This is a genomic window from Protofrankia sp. Cas3, from assembly GCF_963555955.1.
Classification (GTDB): Bacteria; Actinomycetota; Actinomycetes; order Frankiales; family Frankiaceae; genus Protofrankia.
The window spans coordinates 1-17,086 of the sequence record NZ_CAUVXP010000032.1 but is presented as its reverse complement, the minus strand read 5'-3'; the positions used below and the strand labels follow the sequence as shown (position 1 = coordinate 17,086).

Sequence of the window (17,086 nt, the reverse complement as noted above, 5' to 3'; positions counted from 1 at the left end):
TTCACCAGTGACCACCGGGGGCCGAAGGGCACGCGGCCGCGACGATGTGACCAGATACATGAGGTGGACGGTTGAGTTTCCAGTCGGTCGTGCATGGCGAGCGTTACGTATTCGCCGATCTCGTGGAACTGTTCGCCAAGGCGGGCGAGGCGAAGTCCGGTGATCAGCTGGCGGGGGTGGCCGCGTACTCGGCGGCTCAGCGGGTCGCGGCCCGACGAGCGCTCGCGGATGTCCGGCTCAGCGAAATCGTCGCGAATCCGTTGATCGAGGACGCGGTCACCGATTTGATCAACGACGGCCACGACGAATTGCGGTTCGGTGCCGTCTGCGCCCTGACCGTCGGTGAATTCCGCGAGTTGGTCCTGCGGCCGGAGTTCTCCCTGCAATGGGACGCGGGGTTAGCTGCGGGAATAACGCCCGAGATAGCGGCGGCGGTGGCTAAAATCATGACCGATCGGGATCTCGTTGTTGCCGCGAAACCACTGCGGACGGTCACCCGTTGTCGAAACTCAATGGGCGGGACAGGCGTGTTCGGCATCGGTTTCCAGCTGGACCAGCCGACTGACGACATCGAGGCTTTCCTCCTGTTGGCGGTGGACGGGCTGGCCCTCGGCTGCGGTGACGCCGTCGTCAGCGTGGATCCGGAAGGCGCCTCGACCGGGCGGGTCGAGCGGATCCTGCATGGTCTGGCCACGCTGGTCGGACAGCTCGGGGCACCGGCGCAGACCTGCGTCCTGGGCCATCTCACCACCCAGCTGGGCCTGATGGAGGCGGGTGCTCCGGTCGATCTGCTGTCCGCCTCCGTTGCCGGGACACAGCGGGCGGACCGCGCGTTCGGGATCACCCTGGACCTCCTCGCGCAAGCGCGTGAGGCGGTGCTCGAGCACCACCGGGAACGTGCCGCCGACTTCAGCGGCGACCAGGTGATGTACTTCGAGGCGGGGCAGGGAAATGCGCTGTCCGTCGAGGCACACCATGGGGTGGACCAACTCACCCTGTCCGCGCGTGCATTCGGTGTCGCTCGCGCTTTTGATCCGTTTCTGGTCAGCTCCGTGATCGGATCCAGCGGCGGAGAATATCTGGCCGGTTCCCGGCAGATCATCCGGGCCGGACTGGAGGACCATTTTGTCGGCAAGCTACTCGGGCTCCCGATGGGTTGCGATGTGTCCTACGCAGCCAAGCGGCGCATCGGCGGTTCGTACCCGGGCGGCTCGTACCCGGCCGAGTCATACGGGGGCGAGTCTTACGGGGGCGACGTCGACACGGGCCGGAACACCGGTGCGGACCTGCTGTTGCTCTTGGCCGCGGCGGGCAGCAACCATGTCACCGGAGTGACCCCGGACACGCTGGCCCTGCGTAACCAGACGTTGCGTGCCTCCGCGAGCGCGTGGGGGCTGGCGGCCCAGGACGTCCAGGACGTCCAGGACGTCCAAGCGAGCCTGCATCAGTCGTCGACCGGGTTTCGTGACGTCGTCGGGATGAGGGAGCTCTTCGGCCTGACGCCGGCCCCGGAATTCGCTGCCTGGGCGGCGCGGCGGGCCGTGCCACCCAGGGGACGGTTCGCCAGCATGGATGATCTTGACCTGTCGACGCCGGTCGGACCGAGCCGGGACGCCTGGCTGCCCGCCGATGCCCTGAACCGGGTGTGGACGTGATGGTGTCGGCCGGAGTCGACAAGAACGCAATGGGGTGTCCGTAGAGGTACGCTGTCAGGAACACGTCACCACTGCGCGCCGCCCCTGCACGCCCCGGTACGCCGCCGCGTCGCCCGCTCTTCTGAGTACGAGAAGGGTCATCGCGGTCTCGATCTCGGCCGCTCGGCACGGCGGAAGCGCAGAGGAGCCCCGACGGCGATCTTTGTGGTGCGGTTCATAGCATATAAACAATGCACGATAATGAGAACAAAGGCGGTTACGCGGGGTAGTTTCCGCACGTCAGGCCATAACTGACGGTGAGATCGACGGGTTTTGCGATCCGCTCGCCAGCGACGAAAACCCACCGATACATGCGCGTCACATCTCGGCCGGCCCTGGCCTCGATCGACTCCTGGTACGTTCGCTGCACACCGGAACGATTTGCACGATGCCCTCTCGGGCCGCCGGTGGCGCGAAAAGGCCATGATCGCGCCGCCTTTGGCCCAACCGATGCCCTCTCGGGCCGCCCGGCCACCAGGCCGCCAGTTCGCCAAACCGTTTGTTCAGTTCTGATCCAGTTGGGTCAGGAATTCTTTCGCGTGGGCCGTTTCCGCGCGACCTGCTTTCTTCCGCGACGGCCTTCGCGGCGGATCGCGCCCGCTCGGCGCGCATTCCGGTAGCCAAGCCGGCGGCGCCGAGCATGCCGGGCCGGGAAATCCCGGTCCCGGCATCTGACGTACCCAGTGGACGGTTGCCGCGTTGGCCGCCGTCCCGAACCGGGGGGAGACCAGCGGATGAGCATGCCTGACGAGCGCATTTTCGATGCGCAGCTGGCAGACCTGGTGCCGCGGCCGCGAGCTTCCTCAATGGTGGTTTCGACCATGCGCACCACATCTGTCGCCGGCTATCGGCCGGACGAGCAGGTACTGGTGTCGGTGGTGGTGCCGACCCGGAACGAGGCCGCGAATGTCGAGCCGCTCCTTCGCCGGCTTGACGCCGCGCTGGCCGATCTACCCAGCGAGGTCATCTTCGTCGACGATTCGGACGACGCCACGCCGGAGATCATAAAAGCGCTCCGTGGTTCTGTACGGATGCGGATCCGTGTCCACCACCGGCCCGCGCCCTATCGGGTGGGCGGGCTCGGTGGCGCCGTTACCGAAGGCATCCGGCTCTGTCACGCCGACTATGCGGTGATTCTCGATGGTGATCTGCAGCATCCACCGGAGGTGATTCCAGAGCTCTTTGCTGCGGCTGGTGCCGGCGACGTCGATGTTGTCGTCGGCAGTCGTTACGTCCACGGCGGCAGTGCCTCGGGCCTGGCGAACGGGCGCCGTCGAGTCGTGTCATCCGCTGCGAATCTGCTGTCCCGGATGCTTTTCCCGCTGCGACTGCGTGGCGTGTCGGACGTCATGAGCGGGTTCTTCCTCGTCCGGATCGCGGCGCTGGACCTCGACCGGCTCCGGCCGGACGGGTACAAGATCCTGCTTGAGCTGCTGGTTCGTTCCGGCGGCCTGCGCGTCGCGGAGGTCGGGTATGTCTTCGGCGAACGGCATGCCGGATCATCGAACGCCTCGATGTCCGAGGGGGTCCGCTTTGCGCGGCGGCTGTTCTCACTCCGCCTGCCCCGGGCTGCGCGGTTTGCGCTCGTAGGCGCCTCCGGGACATTGCCGAACGTTTTTGGTACGGCGTTTCTGCACCACAGCGGCATGCATTATGTGCCGGCGGCGGTGATCGCTACCCAGGTCGCCATCCTATGGAACTTCGTCGGCGCTGACCTGCTTGTCTGGGAGCGCGGAAACAATTCCAGAATTCGCCGGTACGTGCCGTTCGCACTACTGAACAACGTCGATCTCGTCATCCGTCTCCCGCTGCTCGGACTGTTTGTGGAGCGCTGGCATATCAGCATCGGGACGGCCACCGTCGTGACCCTGGCAATCGCTGTTGGTGTTCGTTACATGTTGGTCGACCGGATCGTCTACGGCGAGCATCGACCGACGGTGCGAAACCCGTTCCGGTCGCCCAGGCGGTCGATCACCGGGGCCGCCGGGGAGGCCGAGGCATGAGCCGGCGGACAACCCCGATCAGGAGTGGTGGAAATGTTTAGGGGAGGACCTCGGAGGTCGGGGCGCAGACGCGTCCTGACGGGACTTCTCGCGATCGCCTCCATCCAGTTCGTGGTGCTTGTCGTCGTCAATCCAGGCACGGCGAAAGCTGTCACCTGCCCGGACACACAATGGGCCGGCGACTATTTCGCCAACACGACAATGGCCGGGCCGACGGTGGGCTCGCGTTGCGACACCGACATCAGTTTCGACTGGGGGGAGACGGGCCCCGGGATCGGCGGTCTAGGCGGGTCCGGGTATTCGGTCAGGTGGACCCGTACGGTCTATCTGGACCCGGGTGAGTACGGCTTCACCGCGACCGCGGACGACGGAATCCGCGTTCTCCTGGACGGCAGCACCGTCATTGACGGATGGAAGGACCAGGGCCCGACCAGCTATTCCGCCAACCCCTCGGTGACAGCTGGTCAGCACACCATAGTCGTGGAGTACTACCAGAACGGCGGTGGCGCTCTTGCCGAGTTCAGCTACGCCCCGCCGGTGCCGCCCCCGCCGACGTGTGCGCCCGTCCAGTGGACGGCGTCGTATTTCTCCGGGACGGCGCTTGCCGGTGCCCCGCGCGGGCGCTGTGAGGATGCCATCAGCCATGACTGGGGAACCGGCGCACCGGACGTCCCTGGTATCAACGCGGACAACTTCTCGGTTCGGTGGACCCGGACCGAGAAGTTCTCGGCCGGCACCGTCACGTTCACCGCCGAGGCCGACGACGGCATTCGGGTGTACGTCGACGACACGCTGGTGATCGACGAGTGGCGGGACCAGGGGCCGACCACCTTCACCGCCAGCCCGACTGTCACGGCGGGCGACCACACGGTCAAGGTCGAGTACTTCGAGCACGGCGGTGGTGCAATCGCTCAGGTGTCGTACGCCGCCGCGGCTCCGCCGTCGTCGTTGACCTGCCTGTCCACCCAGTGGGCAGCGTCCTACTTTCCCAACAGAACCCTGTCGGGACCACCGAAGACCGAACGTTGTGAGGCCACACTCAGTTACGACTACGGTGAGAACGGGCCGGGTGTGGATGGTGTCGGCCCGTACAACTTCTCGGCACGCTGGAGTCGGACCGACCAGTTCCGGGCCGGGAACAGCACGTTCACGGTAACGGCGGACGACGGCGTGCGTGTCTATGTCGACGGCACGGCTGTCATCAACCAATGGCAGGACCAGGGGCCGACCACCTATACGGCGACCGTGCCGGTCACGGCCGGAAAGCACGTCGTGAACGTCGAGTACTACCAGGGCGGTGGCAGCGGGCTCGTGCGGGCCGGCTATACCGGTGGGGGAGCCGCGGGGGACGTTCCGCCGCCGCCACCGGGTGGTTGCACGGGCGACTGTCAGGGTTCCTGGCAGGCTCTGCCGTACGATTCTCCGGTCCGCTCGGTGCACGCCACGGTGCTGCGTACAGGGAACGTCCTGCTCGTTGCCGGATCCGGCAACAACGGGACGGCGGCGGCAAACAACCAGTTCGTCTCCAAGATCTGGAACCCGTCGAACGGCGACTTCGTCGATGTTCCGACCCAGGAGGATCTCTTCTGCGTTGGGCACACCCAGCTTCCCGACGGACGAATCCTGTTGGCTGGCGGTACCCTCGCTTACCCGACGCCCACGACGAACTACAAGGGTCTGGCGAGCAGCTACATCTTCGACCCGATGACCGGTACCTACACCAAGACGAACGACATGCCGGGCGGTGGGCACTGGTACCCGTCACTGGTGAACCTCGGCAATGGTTCGGTATTCGCCACCGGCGGGCTCAACGAGAACGGTTCGGGAAACGTCGCCGTCGAGATGTTCGACCCGACGAAGGGTCAGTGGAAGCCCTTCAACGAGGTCCCGCAGACGTACTTCTACTGGGGTCTGTATCCCACCATGGTGCTGATGTCGGACGGCCGGCTTTTCTACGGCGGGACGCATACCTTCGGCAACGCTCTTCCGAACACCTCGGGGTCGGAGATCTACGACGTCGACACCGGGACGATCACTGACGTTCCGGGGCTGCGGGACATCGATTTCCGGGATCAGGGTGCCACCGTGCTCCTACCGCCGGCGCAGGCCCAGAAGGTGGCCAACTTCGGCGGCGGCAACTCCTACAGTGACCTCGATCCGACGAACCACACGGACATCATCAACCTCAGCAAGGAAGATCCACAGTGGACGGCCGGGCCGGACCTGCCGGCGGCGAAGATGTATGTGAGCGCCGTCATCCTGCCCGACGGCAAGGTGTTCGAGACCGGCGGCGCGAAGCACAACTATCCCCAGTACGCCGTACATGAGGCGTCCATGTACGACCCGGTCGCCAACGCCTTCACATCGCTGCCCGCTGACCCGGCCGATCGGATGTACCATTCGGAGGCATTCCTGCTTCCGGACGGCCGAGTGGCGACCATCGGGAACAATCCGGCCACCGGTGATTTCGACCTGGGTATCTCCATCTATTCACCCTGGTACATGTCCAGGGACCGCCCGACTATTTCCAACGCCGGCGACCAGTTCGATTATGGATCGACGCAGAAACTGACCGTGAGCGGGAACATTGGTCGCGTCACGCTGATCCGCCCGGCGTCGGTGACCCATCAGTCCGACCCGAACCAGCGGAGCGTCGACCTGCCGCTGTCCGGAACGGGTACGGATATCAGCGTGAGCGTCCCGGACAACCCGAACCTGCTGCCGGCCGGTTATTACATGATGTTCGCCCAGGATATGAACGGGGTGCCGTCCGTGGCCAAGTGGGTGCATGTCGGATGACCAGAAAAAGAATTCTGCTCGGTGCGGCCACCGTGCTGTGCGTCGCCGTCGGCCTGCTCGTCACCCTGCGGGTGACCGGGTCGACGGCGGACACCCGGGCCGACGGGCGGGTCCGGCAGGTCGCGGTTGAGCATTCCGTGGGTCCGGGAAACCGGGACCTCAGCGGTCGGGTGCAGCCACATGGAAATGGTCGACCGTCGCCGGCGACACTGTGGGTGGACGGCTGTGACCACAACTATGCGGACGCGGGCGGTAACTCCAACGTCTGTGTTCCGAAGGTCGCTCCCGGTGGCCGCACGGTCGACTGTGACTTCCTGCGGGCGGCCGGATTCGGCCCGCTCAAGGTGATCGGTGTGGACAGCAAGCATCTCGCCGGACCCGGAAAGACAGCTTCCCGCGGCGATACCGTCTGCGCATCCTGATTCCATTAGGGCCTTTGGCCATGATTCTCTTAGGGCCTCCGGCCGCGCATAAGACAATGATCGCGCGGCCTTTGGCCATGATTCTGCTTAGGGCCGCCGGCCGCGCATAAGACAATGATCGCGCGGCCTTTGGCCGGGCAGCGACAGGAAGGTCGGGGAATGTCCCTGCGATTCAATGCCCGGGTCGGGCGTCCTCGACCCGCCCGCCGCTGGATCGTTGCCGTGGCATTGTGCTGTCTGGCCGGGTGTGCGTCCTCGCCCGCAGGTGAGGCACCGCACCCGGCGCTCTCCGGCAGCTCATCGATACGTCCGTCGGCGGTACGTCCATCATTGAATGCCGGGCCGGCGGCGGGCGGGTGGCACGGCACCGTTGCGAAGGTGTCCAGGCCCCGGCCTTCGTTCACACTGGTCGACACCTCCGGGCGGAATTTCGACTTTGCCAAGGAGACCGCCGGCCGGGCCACGCTTTTGTTCTTCGGCTATACGAACTGCGCGGATGTCTGCCCGACGACAATGGCCGACATCGCCGCGGCCAAGCAACTGGTGAGTTCGGCTGTCGGCTCGGCGGTCACCGTCGTCTTCGTCACGACCGATCCCGGCCGTGACACAGCGGGAGTGCTCCGGCGCTGGTTGAACCAGTTCGATTCCACGTTCGTCGGGCTCACCGGTTCACCGGCGCAGCTTGATGCCGCGCAGCAGGCGGCCGGCGTCCCGCTCGCGAGCGCGCAACAGGTACCGGGTGGCCGGTACAGCGTGGCGCATGCGGCCCAGGTCGCCGGCTATGGCGCCGATAACACCGAACACGTTCTCTACTTTGCCAGTACCAAGGTCGCAGACTATGCGGCGGACTTCCCGCGGCTGGTCGCCGTCTCGTGAGAACTCAGGTAGGAATCTGTGAATCCCAGCCAGGTGCTTGCCCCGCCACCGCCGCTGCGAACCCGTTTGGACAGCCCATCCGGACGGCTGCGTTTCGTGGTGAGCGGTGGGATGAGCGTGTTCATCCGCGTCGCATTGTCGGTCGTGTTCGCGTGGTTTCTCGGGGTGGGGGGCCAGGTCGCGTACGGATACTCGGTCGTCGCCACGATATTTCTCGTGCAAGGTCTGGACCGTGACTTCACCTGGTGGCGCCGCCAGGGCGGCTGGTTGTGGTCCGAGGCCGCACGGATCTCGACCGAGGCGGTCGGTTGGCTCATCTTCGTCGAGCTGACCAGATCCGACCAGAGCGCTCCGGTCGTCGGACAGGTCAGCATGCGCCAGCTGCTCGTCACCCTGGTGAGTGCGCTGGTGGTGGTTTGCGGGCACGTGGTGGTCGGCACCTGGCTTGTCGCCGCACAGACCGACGCGACGCCACGTGTTCGCTTCCTTCGCGGCTGTCTCGTCCTGCCGATGCTTCCGCTACTTGTAGCCATCGCCCGGATGCTGTATCTGAACCGCGGCGAGGTGGCCCTCGCCGGGTGGACCGCGGTGTCGCTCGCGATGCTGTTCGTCGCCGGGTTGACCCTGGTCCGGGCACAGTACGGCTGGCAGCGGCCCGAACGGGTCGACCACGTGCACCTGGAGGACCGCACCCCAGCCCAGCACACCTTTTCACTGATCGTGCCCGCGCGGGAGGAGCCCGTCCTCGGCCGTACCCTGGCCCAGCTACTGGCCGGTGCTTACCCGCCGGACCTCTTCGAGCTTGTCGTCGTGGTATCCGACGACGAGGTCGACCGGGAGACGCGTGCAGTGGCCCAGGAATTCGCCGATCGTCACCCCAATGTAAAGCTCGTGACGCCGCGAAGCGCCATGCGCAGCAAGCCGCTTTCGCTGGAGGATGCGCGGAAGTACTGCCAGGGCGATCTGATCGGTATTGTCGACGCGGAGTCGCTGGTCGCCGGCGGCTTGCTCAGCTACGTGAACACACTCGCCGTCAATCATCCCGAGATCGGGATTTTCCAGGGCGGCGTCCAGCTGATGAATGTCCGCGGTACGGGCTGGCGGCGACCGGAATCGGCCGGGCCGGTGCGTGCGTTGGCGTCCTGGCTCAACAGTGCCACATCGTGGTGGCGGGCCCGTAACTGCCTGGAGTACTACATCTGGTTCATGTCGAGGTTGCGCTATCAGGCGGTGGCGCGTTTCATTCCGCTCGGCGGCAACACGGTATTCATCCGGCGCGAGGTTCTCGACGGGCTGGGCGGGTGGGATGTCTCCTGCCTGACCGAGGACTGCGATCTCGGCGTGCGTGCCTCGGTGGCTGGGGTCGAAACCATGGTCTTCTACCATCCGGAGCTGACGACGCGGGAAGAGACACCGGAGACCCTGGGGAAGCTGGTGGTGCAACGGACTCGGTGGATGATGGGCTTCATCCAGGTGTTCCAAAAGGGCGAGTGGCGCGGACTTCCGGGTTGGCGCCGGCGCGCGCTTGCCGTGGAAATGCTCTTGATGCCGTTCTTCCAGGCCGCTGCCGGGCTGGCTCTGCCCACGTCGGTGCTGCTCACCTTTTTTCTGAAGGCGCCGGTGGGACTCGTGATCATATTCTGGCTACCGCTGCTGGCGATGATTCTGATGGTCATCACGGAACAGGCGGCTTTCCACGACTTTGCCGATGCATATCAGCTCAAGGTCGGTCTACTCGACAGCGCCCGATTGATAGTGAGCGCACCAGTATATCAGCTGGTCCTGTCCGTGGCGGCGCTACGCGCCATCGTGCGACTGGTCCAGGGCAAGGTGCAGTGGGAGAAAACCACGCATGTCGGTGCCCACCACGTGGTGATGCTGGGCTCCTCCGAGCTCGAGGGGGTTTCGTGACCACGACCACGACCACGACCACAGCCACAGCCACAGCCACAGCCACAGCCACGCTGCTGGTCGCCGACCCGGATGGCATCGACGTCGTCGGCAGCGGTACCCGGGATCGTCGGATATTCGGGGATCGCATGTCGACCGCCCGAGCGCGCATCGCCGGCTGGCTGTTCGCGCACTGGCGGAGCCTGGCCCTGTTGACACTTATTCTCGTTGCCTGCGGGTTGGTTCACGGGATCAACCTCGATGGCTGGCCCGGCCGGATCAACGACGATGAGGGCACGTATGCGGCCCAGGCATACGCGATGCAATACCGGGGCCAGATCGCCCACTACACCTACTGGTATGACCATCCTTTTGGCGGTTGGCTGTTCATAGCCGTCTACACAACCGTCACGAATGCCTTCGAGCGGGCGTCTTCTGCGGTGACGGCCGCACGCGAGTGCATGCTGGTCGTCCATCTGGTCAGTTGCGCGCTCATTTACCTGCTCGCCCGCCGGCTCGCGTTTCGGCGTGCGTTCGCCGGTCTCGCCGTCCTGCTGTTCTCCCTGGCGCCGCTCGCGGTGTGGTATCAGCGGCTGGCATTCCTCGACAACATTGCAGTGTTGTGGGTGGTGGCCGCTCTGGTCTGTGCGGCGTCGCCACGGCGCAGTGTGGGCTCGGCCATCGCGTCCGGGGTATTCATGGCCTTCGCGTTCTGGTCGAAGGAAACATCCCTGATGCTCCTGCCGGGTGTATATTTTCTGCTCCGGACGAACCGGGATCCGCGTAACTGGCGGTTCGTACGCGGCAACTTCCTCGGTTTCCTGACCGCAATCTGTGGAATCTACGTCCTCTATGCGGTGGCGAAGAACGAGCTGTTCGAGGGGGCGGACCACGTCTCGCTGATCCGTGCGATCAAGTGGCAGCTGTTCGAACGGACCGCGAGCGGGAGCCTGCTGCAGGCGGGTAGCGGCACGCAGGGTATGGCCGGTCTCTGGCTGCACCTGGATCCGTATCTGCTGGGTGCCGGTGTCCTCGCTGCGGTCCCAGCGCTCTGTGTCCGGCGTCTTCGGATGGTTGCGGCGCTGCTTCTGATTCAGGTCGTCTTCATGTTCCGTGACGGCTACATGCCGTACGCCTATGTAACCGCGATGCTGCCGTTCGCGGCGCTGTGTACCGCCGGAATGCTCGACGTGACCCTTCCCCGGGTCACCCGTGGGCCACAGGCGGTACGAGCCTCTCGCTTCCGCGGCGCCGCAGGCCCTACTCCCGGGGTTATTCGTGGCTCCAACGCGGCGGCGAGCCGGCGCCGGATCGCCGCGGCCAGAACAGCGCGCGTCGCCGTCGTGGTCTGCGTGCTGATCGTGGGCCTGGTCGCCCTGCCGGGCCGGTGGGCACCGACGTTGCGTACCGCGCTGACCGCCGACGACAGCAGGCCGAGCCGGGACGCCGCACGTTGGTACATCGAGAACGTGCCCAACGGCAACACCGTCGTGACGGACGACAACATCTGGACTGATCTCGTGATCGCGGGAAAGAAGCCGGATCCGATCTGGTTCTACAAGCTGGACCTCGACCCCGCGGTTCGCGGAAAGCTCACGAACGGCTGGCAGGATGTCGACTATTTCGTTCTCGGCAAGCTGATGCCGTCCACCTTGCATGATCTTCCGCTGGTGGCGGAGGGGCTGCAACATTCGGTCGTGGTGAAGTCCTTCGGATCGGATGGACAGATTACGATCCGTAAGGTGATCAAGTCGGGGTGTCCCGCCGAGGTGACAGCCTCGCCGAGCTGCTGACCAACCTGCCGCCTGGTCAGGTGGATGTCGGCTTCAGGGGCCACCCAGGCAGGTTGCGTACGACCATCCAGACGAGCGCGCCGCCACCAAGGCCAGAAGCAAGTGGCCTGGGAACCCGGGTCCGTTCGCCCAGGCTGGCCGCACGCAGCTGCCGCCAGCCCAGGTACATCAGCACCGGACTGCAGAGCAGGACAAAGGGATTGTCGTGAACCGCGGCCCTCGCATGACCGTGAAGCAGGTCGTGAGCCAGCCGAAGGCCTCCACATGCCGGGCAGTCGAGCCCGGTGACAATCTTCGTCGGACAGCGCGGCATGACCGCATCCGGGTCGTGCGGATCAACAACGACAAGATAGCCGATGCCGAGCGCACACCCGGTCACACCGAGTAGTAACCGGCTACGGTCCGCAGCCCTGAAAGAGTGATTCTGATCAATCACGAAGTGGCCGGCCCTGCACGTCACGCACATCGCCGGTAAGAATCTGAATCCCGTCGATCAGTGCCCAGATCCCGAGGCCACCACAGGTGAACAACTGGGCGAGTGCGGTGCTGGTGTCGCCCAGATACCATCGCCCTGCCCCGAAGCCACCCAGGAAAATCTGAAGCAGCCCGGCAACAAGCTTCTGCTTGTCCGAGTACGGTTCCCCGGTCGCCGGATGGCGTCCGAACGGAGCCGACGGGTCGTATGATCCGGGCCCGTAATTCGGCGGTACGGGCTGCCTGGGGCCCGGTGGATAGCCGGGAGCGTTCTGGTAACCGGGGTTCGGCGGATAGCCAGGAGCGTTCTGGTAGCCGGAGTTGGGTGGATAGGCGGGCGGGCTCTGGTAGCCGGGGGCTGGGGATTCGGAGCCTCGATATCCGGGGTTGGGTTGCTGCCCGGGGCTCGGCGGATAGCCAGGAGCGTTCTGGTAGCCGGGGTTGGGTGGATAGGCGGGCGGGCTCTGGTAGCCGGGGGTTGGGGATTCGGAGCCTCGATATCCGGGGTTGGGTTGCTGCCCGGGGTTCGGCGGATAGCCGGGTGCGTTCTGGTAGCCGGGGTTGGGCGGATAGCTGGGGGGGCTCTGGTAACCGGGGTTCGGTGGGCCTGGTGTGGGTCCGGCCGGTGGCGATGAGGGGGGCGAGACCGTCCACGGTGATGATGGTTTGACCGCGGTCGGCGGCGCCAACGGGCGGGGGGCGGGAACCGGCGGCTGGCGGTTGAACTGAGGTGAGCGGTCGGCAGCCTCGCGGACGTCGTCGTCGAGGCGCACTCCGATCCCGGCGCGGGCGGTCCACCGAGGGCCGTAGACACTGCCGGCCGCATGGGCAAGATCGAGAGCGAAGGCGTGAGCGGAGGGCTGGCGGACGGCCGGATCCTTGGCCAGAGTCCGCAGAACCACCTCAGCCACCGGCGCGGGCACACCCACCAGCGGCGGTGGCGGCGCGTAGAGGTGCTGGTAGCCCAGGGCATACGAGGACAGCGCCGGATCGAACAGCGGCGCCCCGACGAGCAACTCGTAGAGAAGCACACCCAGGGCATAGAGGTCGGTCGGCGGCCCCAACCGGCCGCCGACAAGCTGTTCAGGCGCCATGTACTTCGGGGTCCCGATGAGCATGCTCGCGGTGGCCGCGGACCCGTCGAAAATCTTCGCAATTCCGAAGTCGGTGACCTTGAGTAAGTCGCCGGTGTCAAACATGATGTTGTCGGGCTTGATGTCGCGGTGTAGTACTCCCTGGGTATGGGCACAGGTCAGCGCTGCGGCCGCTGCCAGACCGACCGCGCAGGCGCCCTCCGGGGAGATCTCCGTGCGCCGACGGGTCAGCGTCCCCCCGCCCAGTAACTCCATGACGATCAGATGCAGGTCGTCGGCCTCGACATAGTCATAGACCCGCACCACATGCGGGTGATCCAGGGCTGCGAGGATCCGCGCCTCGGTCTTGAAACCACCCGGCGCGTTCTCCTGCGCCGGGGACAATATCTTGATCGCGACATCACGGTTCAGGTCGCGGTGGCGGCCCGACAGCACCAGCCCGAACGCGCCCGCACCCAGTTTGGTGCCCAGGTCGTAGCCGGGGAGTAGCGCGGCTACCTGCGCCTCGTCGACGATCACGACGCGAAAGCCGGCACGTGCCGGCGTCCGTCGTCCACCATCACACACTCACTCATACATCCCCCAGCGTAATGGGGCAATCCTAACCCCAGCCGATCGCCCCGGCCGAACCGGAGCGCCACTGCACCGAACGCACCGAACGCACCGAACGCACCGGCCAAGGGCACGGCGCCTGCGCCTGCCTCGCAACTGATCACCTGGACTCGTGATCTATACTGACGGTCCTGCTAGGTTCCCCTGCGGGTCCGGACGTGCGAGAAGGGCTGTGATCGCACGCCCTTTGACCTGCTGGAAGTTGGGCGGATATATGTCTCGGGTCACGGTCGAGGTCGACGAGGACCACCCCGCCGGGCTTCTGAAGTCGGTGACGCCGAGTACCGCCTGAAGTTCGTCGCTCGGAATCTCGAATACCGCAGCAGTCGGGATCAGGGAATTCAGTATCTGCGCGACACGCACAGCAAGTATCTTCCGTCCGCGCTCCGGCCCGACGAGGGAAAATAGACATCACTGGGTCGTGAAGGAGATCGCGGCAATCCATGTACTCGAGGAGTCCTCTTCAAAACTCATGGTTCCCTCATCGCAGGCGTCACGCAGCTCGGACTGCTCTTCGAGCCGATGCCGCTGGTCGAACGGGTTGATCAGCGTCGAGTACGCCTCGACCCCAGCAGCGTGAGCCGGGCGTGGGCGGATGCGGAGGTCCGGCTGTGGAGTGCGGCTTCGAGCTCGTCGAGGGTGAGCCGGTCCGGTTCCGCCGCGGGTAACCGGCGTAACCCGTTACCCGTAACCGGTTACGTACGACTGCCTGTTACGGCCTGCTGTTACCCCGCCCGCACGTTGTGTCGTACTCGTGTCGGCACGATAACCGGTCGGCCACGCAGGCAGAACACGAACGGGGGATGTCGTGGTACCGCCGGAACCGAAGACCTATGTCCGCCGGCTGGTTGCGTCGGCCTGGATGGACGCCACCCCGCCGAAGGTGCGTGCCCCGGCCCCGCGACGCCGCTAGTGCCGAACGCTCTTTGGGAACGATGCGAATCTGGTGTTGTGGCAGGAGCATCAGATTTACATCGTTAACGGGGGAGACGGGCACCGGACGTGACGATGCCCCCGCCGGTAGCCGGTCGGGGGCATCTGCCGTTGCGGGTCAGTGTCGTGACTATCTGTCCCTGCGACCGCAACACAGGTCGAAAACCCTGTCTACGTGTTCTTGGTGAAGACCAGCCGCAGGCCGATGAGGGTGAGATGCGGTTCGTGGTGCGCCAGCGTCTCGCTCTCGGCGATGATGAGGGACGCCAGCCCCCCGGTCGCGATGACCACGGGTTCGGTGTCCAGCTCCTCGGCGATACGGCGTACCAGGCCGTCCACCTGGCCGACCACACCGTAGATCATCCCTGACTGTAGTGCCTCCACGGTGCTCTTCCCGATCACAGATCGTGGCGGTGTGAGCTCGACCTTCCGTAGCTGCGCGGCCCGGGACGCGAGCGCGTCAAGGGCGATCTCGATACCGGGGGCGAGTGCGCCACCGAGGAACTCGCCCCGGCTGGAGACGACGTCGAGGTTCGTGGACGTCCCGAAGTCGACGACGATCGCCGGCCCCCCGTACAGGTGGTGGGCGGCGAGGGTGTTCATGATGCGGTCGGCGCCGGCTTCCTTGGGATTGTCGATGAGGATCGGCACCCCGGTGCGGGTACCCGGCTCCACCACGACCGCCGGGATTCCGTCGAACGTCCGCACCAGCATGCGGCGGATCTCGCGCAGCGCCGCCGGCACGGTGGAGCAGACCGATACGCCGTCGACGTCGTAGCCGCGCAACAGGCCGCGGAACAGCAGCGACAGTTCGTCCGCGGTGGCGTTCGGGTCGGTGCGTATCCGCCAGGAATCAATGAGCTCGTCGTTGTCGAAGACTCCCAGGACGGTGTTGGTGTTGCCGACGTCGACCGCGAGCAGCATCAGAGATCACGATCCTGGTTCGGTTCGATATGATTATCTAGGCGCTGATCCAGAACGAGATCCAGACTCAGATCCAGACTCAGATCCAGACCGAGATCGAGTGCGGGCGCGGAATGGGTCAGTGCGCCCACCGCCAGGAAGTTGACGCCGGTCTCGGCGACCGCGCGCGCGACCGCCAGCGTCAGCCCGCCGCTTGCTTCCACTGCCACCCCGGCCGGGCGGGCGAGGGCAACCGATTCGCGCAGTTCGTCGGGAGTCATGTTGTCGCACAGGATCAGGTCCGCGCCGGCCGCCACGGCCTCGACCACCTGGGCCTGCGTGTCGCATTCCACCTCGACCGCCAAACCGGGGAAGCGTGTGCGCACCGCGGTGAACGCCGCCGCCACTCCACCCGCGGCGATCACATGGTTGTCCTTCACCAGCGCGGCGTCTGCCAGCGACATACGGTGGTTTACCCCGCCGCCGCAACGTACCGCGTACTTCTCCAGGGCACGCAGCCCCGGCAGGGTCTTGCGGGTGTCGCGGATCGCTGCGCCGGTACCGTCGACCGCGTCCACCCACCGGCGGGTCGCGGTGGCAACCCCGGACAGGTGACACAGCAGATTCAGTGCGGTGCGTTCCGCGGTGAGCAGAGCGCGCACCGGGCCGGCAACGGTCAGGACGGCGTCGCCCGGGCCCACCCGGTCGCCATCCGAAACGCCGATCGTGATCTTCATTCCACCGGCGCGTTCGGATACCGACCGGGGTGCCGGCTCGATACCGGCCACGTCATCCCGTGACCCGTACTGTTCGGCCAGCACGATCTCGAACACCGCCGCCGCTACCGGCAGACCGGCGACCACCCCTCGCGCCCGCGAGACGATCGCGGCCCGGCCCTGGAGGTCGGGCGCCACGGTTGCGACCGACGTCGCGTCCACCGCTCCCACCAGGCCGTCGGTAAGATCCTCACAGACGGCCCGACGCACGATTTCGATGATCATACCTGGGTCGAGTCCGGCGGATACCAGCGCGCCCCGGATCGGCGCCGACACGGGCATCAGGCCGCGTCCGAGGCACGCCCGGCAACGCCGCTGCCGGCGCCCGCGCCTGAGCTGCCCGTGCCTGAGCTGCCCGCGCCTGAGCTGCCCGCGCCTGAGCTGCCCGCGCCTGCGCTGCGCGAAGCAGCCGAACTACCCGGTGCGGCCACGTCACGTGCAGCGTTCGCCGCCTCGTAGGTCACTGACAAGCCGCCTTCCGCATCCAGCCGGGTAAGGATGTGACCACGCCACGCCACATCGTCGGCGTTGGGGAAATCCTCTCGCCAGTGTGCGCCCCGGGTCTCCTGACGCAGCGCCGCGGCGGCGACCAGCGCGGTGGCGACCGTCCGCAGGTTGGTCATCTCCCACGCATCTGGTCCGGCTGTGACCGTGCCCCCGCCGGACCGCCGCGACTCCCCGAGGGCGGCGAGCGTCCTGGCGGTGGTCCGCAGGCGTTCGGCACTGCGCAGTACCCCCGCGCCGGCTGCCATCGCCCGGGCCAGGTCCGCGCGGGCCACCGGGTCGGCGAGCCCGGCCGAGCCGCGTCCCACCACCG

General features: G+C 66.1%; 12 protein-coding genes and 1 pseudogene. 8 read left to right on the top strand and 5 right to left on the bottom strand.

Annotated elements, in window-relative coordinates:
* Nucleotides 1–71: 71 nt before the first annotated feature.
* The 7 genes from eutB to U9983_RS08700 all read left to right on the top strand — a co-directional run bounded on the left by eutB (nt 72) and on the right by U9983_RS08700 (nt 11,477).
* Nucleotides 72–1,655, top strand: coding sequence for an ethanolamine ammonia-lyase subunit EutB (eutB, locus tag U9983_RS08730; protein ID WP_322753530.1), 1,584 nt, complete (start codon nt 72–74; stop codon nt 1,653–1,655).
* A gap of 860 nt (nt 1,656–2,515) precedes the next feature.
* Nucleotides 2,516–3,697: a glycosyltransferase family 2 protein gene (locus U9983_RS08725; RefSeq protein ID WP_322753529.1), complete on the top strand. Its 1,182-nt coding sequence runs from the start codon at nt 2,516–2,518 to the stop codon at nt 3,695–3,697.
* Between the two features lie 114 nt (nt 3,698–3,811).
* Entirely contained in the window at nt 3,812–6,496 is a 2,685-nt protein-coding gene (locus U9983_RS08720) for a PA14 domain-containing protein (protein ID WP_322753528.1), read from the top strand.
* The gene (locus U9983_RS08715) at nt 6,493–6,918 is read left to right on the top strand and encodes a hypothetical protein (RefSeq protein WP_322749795.1); all 426 of its coding nucleotides are present in this window, start codon (nt 6,493–6,495) and stop codon (nt 6,916–6,918) included. Before U9983_RS08720 ends, U9983_RS08715 begins: the two co-directional genes overlap by 4 nt.
* Before the next feature lie 159 nt (nt 6,919–7,077).
* A complete protein-coding gene (locus tag U9983_RS08710) occupies nt 7,078–7,794 on the top strand; it encodes an SCO family protein (protein WP_322753527.1) in 717 nt (238 codons plus the stop codon).
* Nucleotides 7,795–7,812: 18 nt separating this feature from the next.
* A complete protein-coding gene (locus tag U9983_RS08705; protein WP_322753526.1) occupies nt 7,813–9,705 on the top strand; it encodes a glycosyltransferase in 1,893 nt (630 codons plus the stop codon).
* A complete protein-coding gene (locus U9983_RS08700; RefSeq protein ID WP_322753525.1) occupies nt 9,702–11,477 on the top strand; it encodes an ArnT family glycosyltransferase in 1,776 nt (591 codons plus the stop codon). Before U9983_RS08705 ends, U9983_RS08700 begins: the two co-directional genes overlap by 4 nt.
* Before the next feature lie 16 nt (nt 11,478–11,493).
* Here U9983_RS08700 and U9983_RS08695 read toward each other — a convergent pair whose 3' ends face one another.
* Complete coding sequence (locus tag U9983_RS08695) at nt 11,494–11,727, bottom strand: DUF2752 domain-containing protein (protein WP_322753542.1); 234 nt, start codon at nt 11,725–11,727, stop codon at nt 11,494–11,496.
* Between U9983_RS08695 and U9983_RS08690 the strand changes: the two genes are divergently transcribed.
* Entirely contained in the window at nt 11,719–11,865 is a 147-nt protein-coding gene (locus U9983_RS08690) for a hypothetical protein (protein WP_322753543.1), read from the top strand. The genes U9983_RS08695 and U9983_RS08690 overlap by 9 nt on opposite strands.
* Nucleotides 11,866–11,905: 40 nt before the next feature.
* On the opposite strand, the gene U9983_RS08685 is transcribed toward U9983_RS08690, so the two are convergent.
* The 4 genes and pseudogenes from U9983_RS08685 to U9983_RS08670 all read right to left on the bottom strand — a co-directional run.
* Nucleotides 11,906–13,564 (bottom strand): protein kinase domain-containing protein, encoded by a 1,659-nt coding sequence (locus U9983_RS08685; protein WP_322753524.1) that lies wholly within the window; start codon nt 13,562–13,564, stop codon nt 11,906–11,908.
* A gap of 1,197 nt (nt 13,565–14,761) precedes the next feature.
* Nucleotides 14,762–15,514 carry a type III pantothenate kinase gene (locus tag U9983_RS08680; RefSeq protein ID WP_322751587.1) on the bottom strand — a complete coding sequence of 251 codons (753 nt, stop codon included), beginning with the start codon at nt 15,512–15,514 and terminating at the stop codon, nt 14,762–14,764.
* A complete protein-coding gene (gene nadC / locus U9983_RS08675; protein WP_322753523.1) occupies nt 15,514–16,551 on the bottom strand; it encodes a carboxylating nicotinate-nucleotide diphosphorylase in 1,038 nt (345 codons plus the stop codon). Before nadC ends, U9983_RS08680 begins: the two co-directional genes overlap by 1 nt.
* Nucleotides 16,551–17,086, bottom strand: a pseudogene (locus tag U9983_RS08670) (hypothetical protein); the annotation flags it as partial. The pseudogene U9983_RS08670 and the gene nadC, both read right to left, overlap by 1 nt.

Bases quoted from the DNA above. Each gene is read 5' to 3' on its own strand.
- nadC (WP_322753523.1), bottom strand. From the start codon at position 16,551: ATGCCCGTGTCGGCGCCGATCCGGGGCGCGCTGGTATCCGCCGGACTC.
- U9983_RS08680 (WP_322751587.1), bottom strand. From the start codon at position 15,514: ATGCTGCTCGCGGTCGACGTCGGCAACACCAACACCGTCCTGGGAGTC.
- U9983_RS08710 (WP_322753527.1), top strand. From the start codon at position 7,078: ATGTCCCTGCGATTCAATGCCCGGGTCGGGCGTCCTCGACCCGCCCGC.
- U9983_RS08715 (WP_322749795.1), top strand. From the start codon at position 6,493: ATGACCAGAAAAAGAATTCTGCTCGGTGCGGCCACCGTGCTGTGCGTC.
- U9983_RS08725 (WP_322753529.1), top strand. From the start codon at position 2,516: ATGCGCACCACATCTGTCGCCGGCTATCGGCCGGACGAGCAGGTACTG.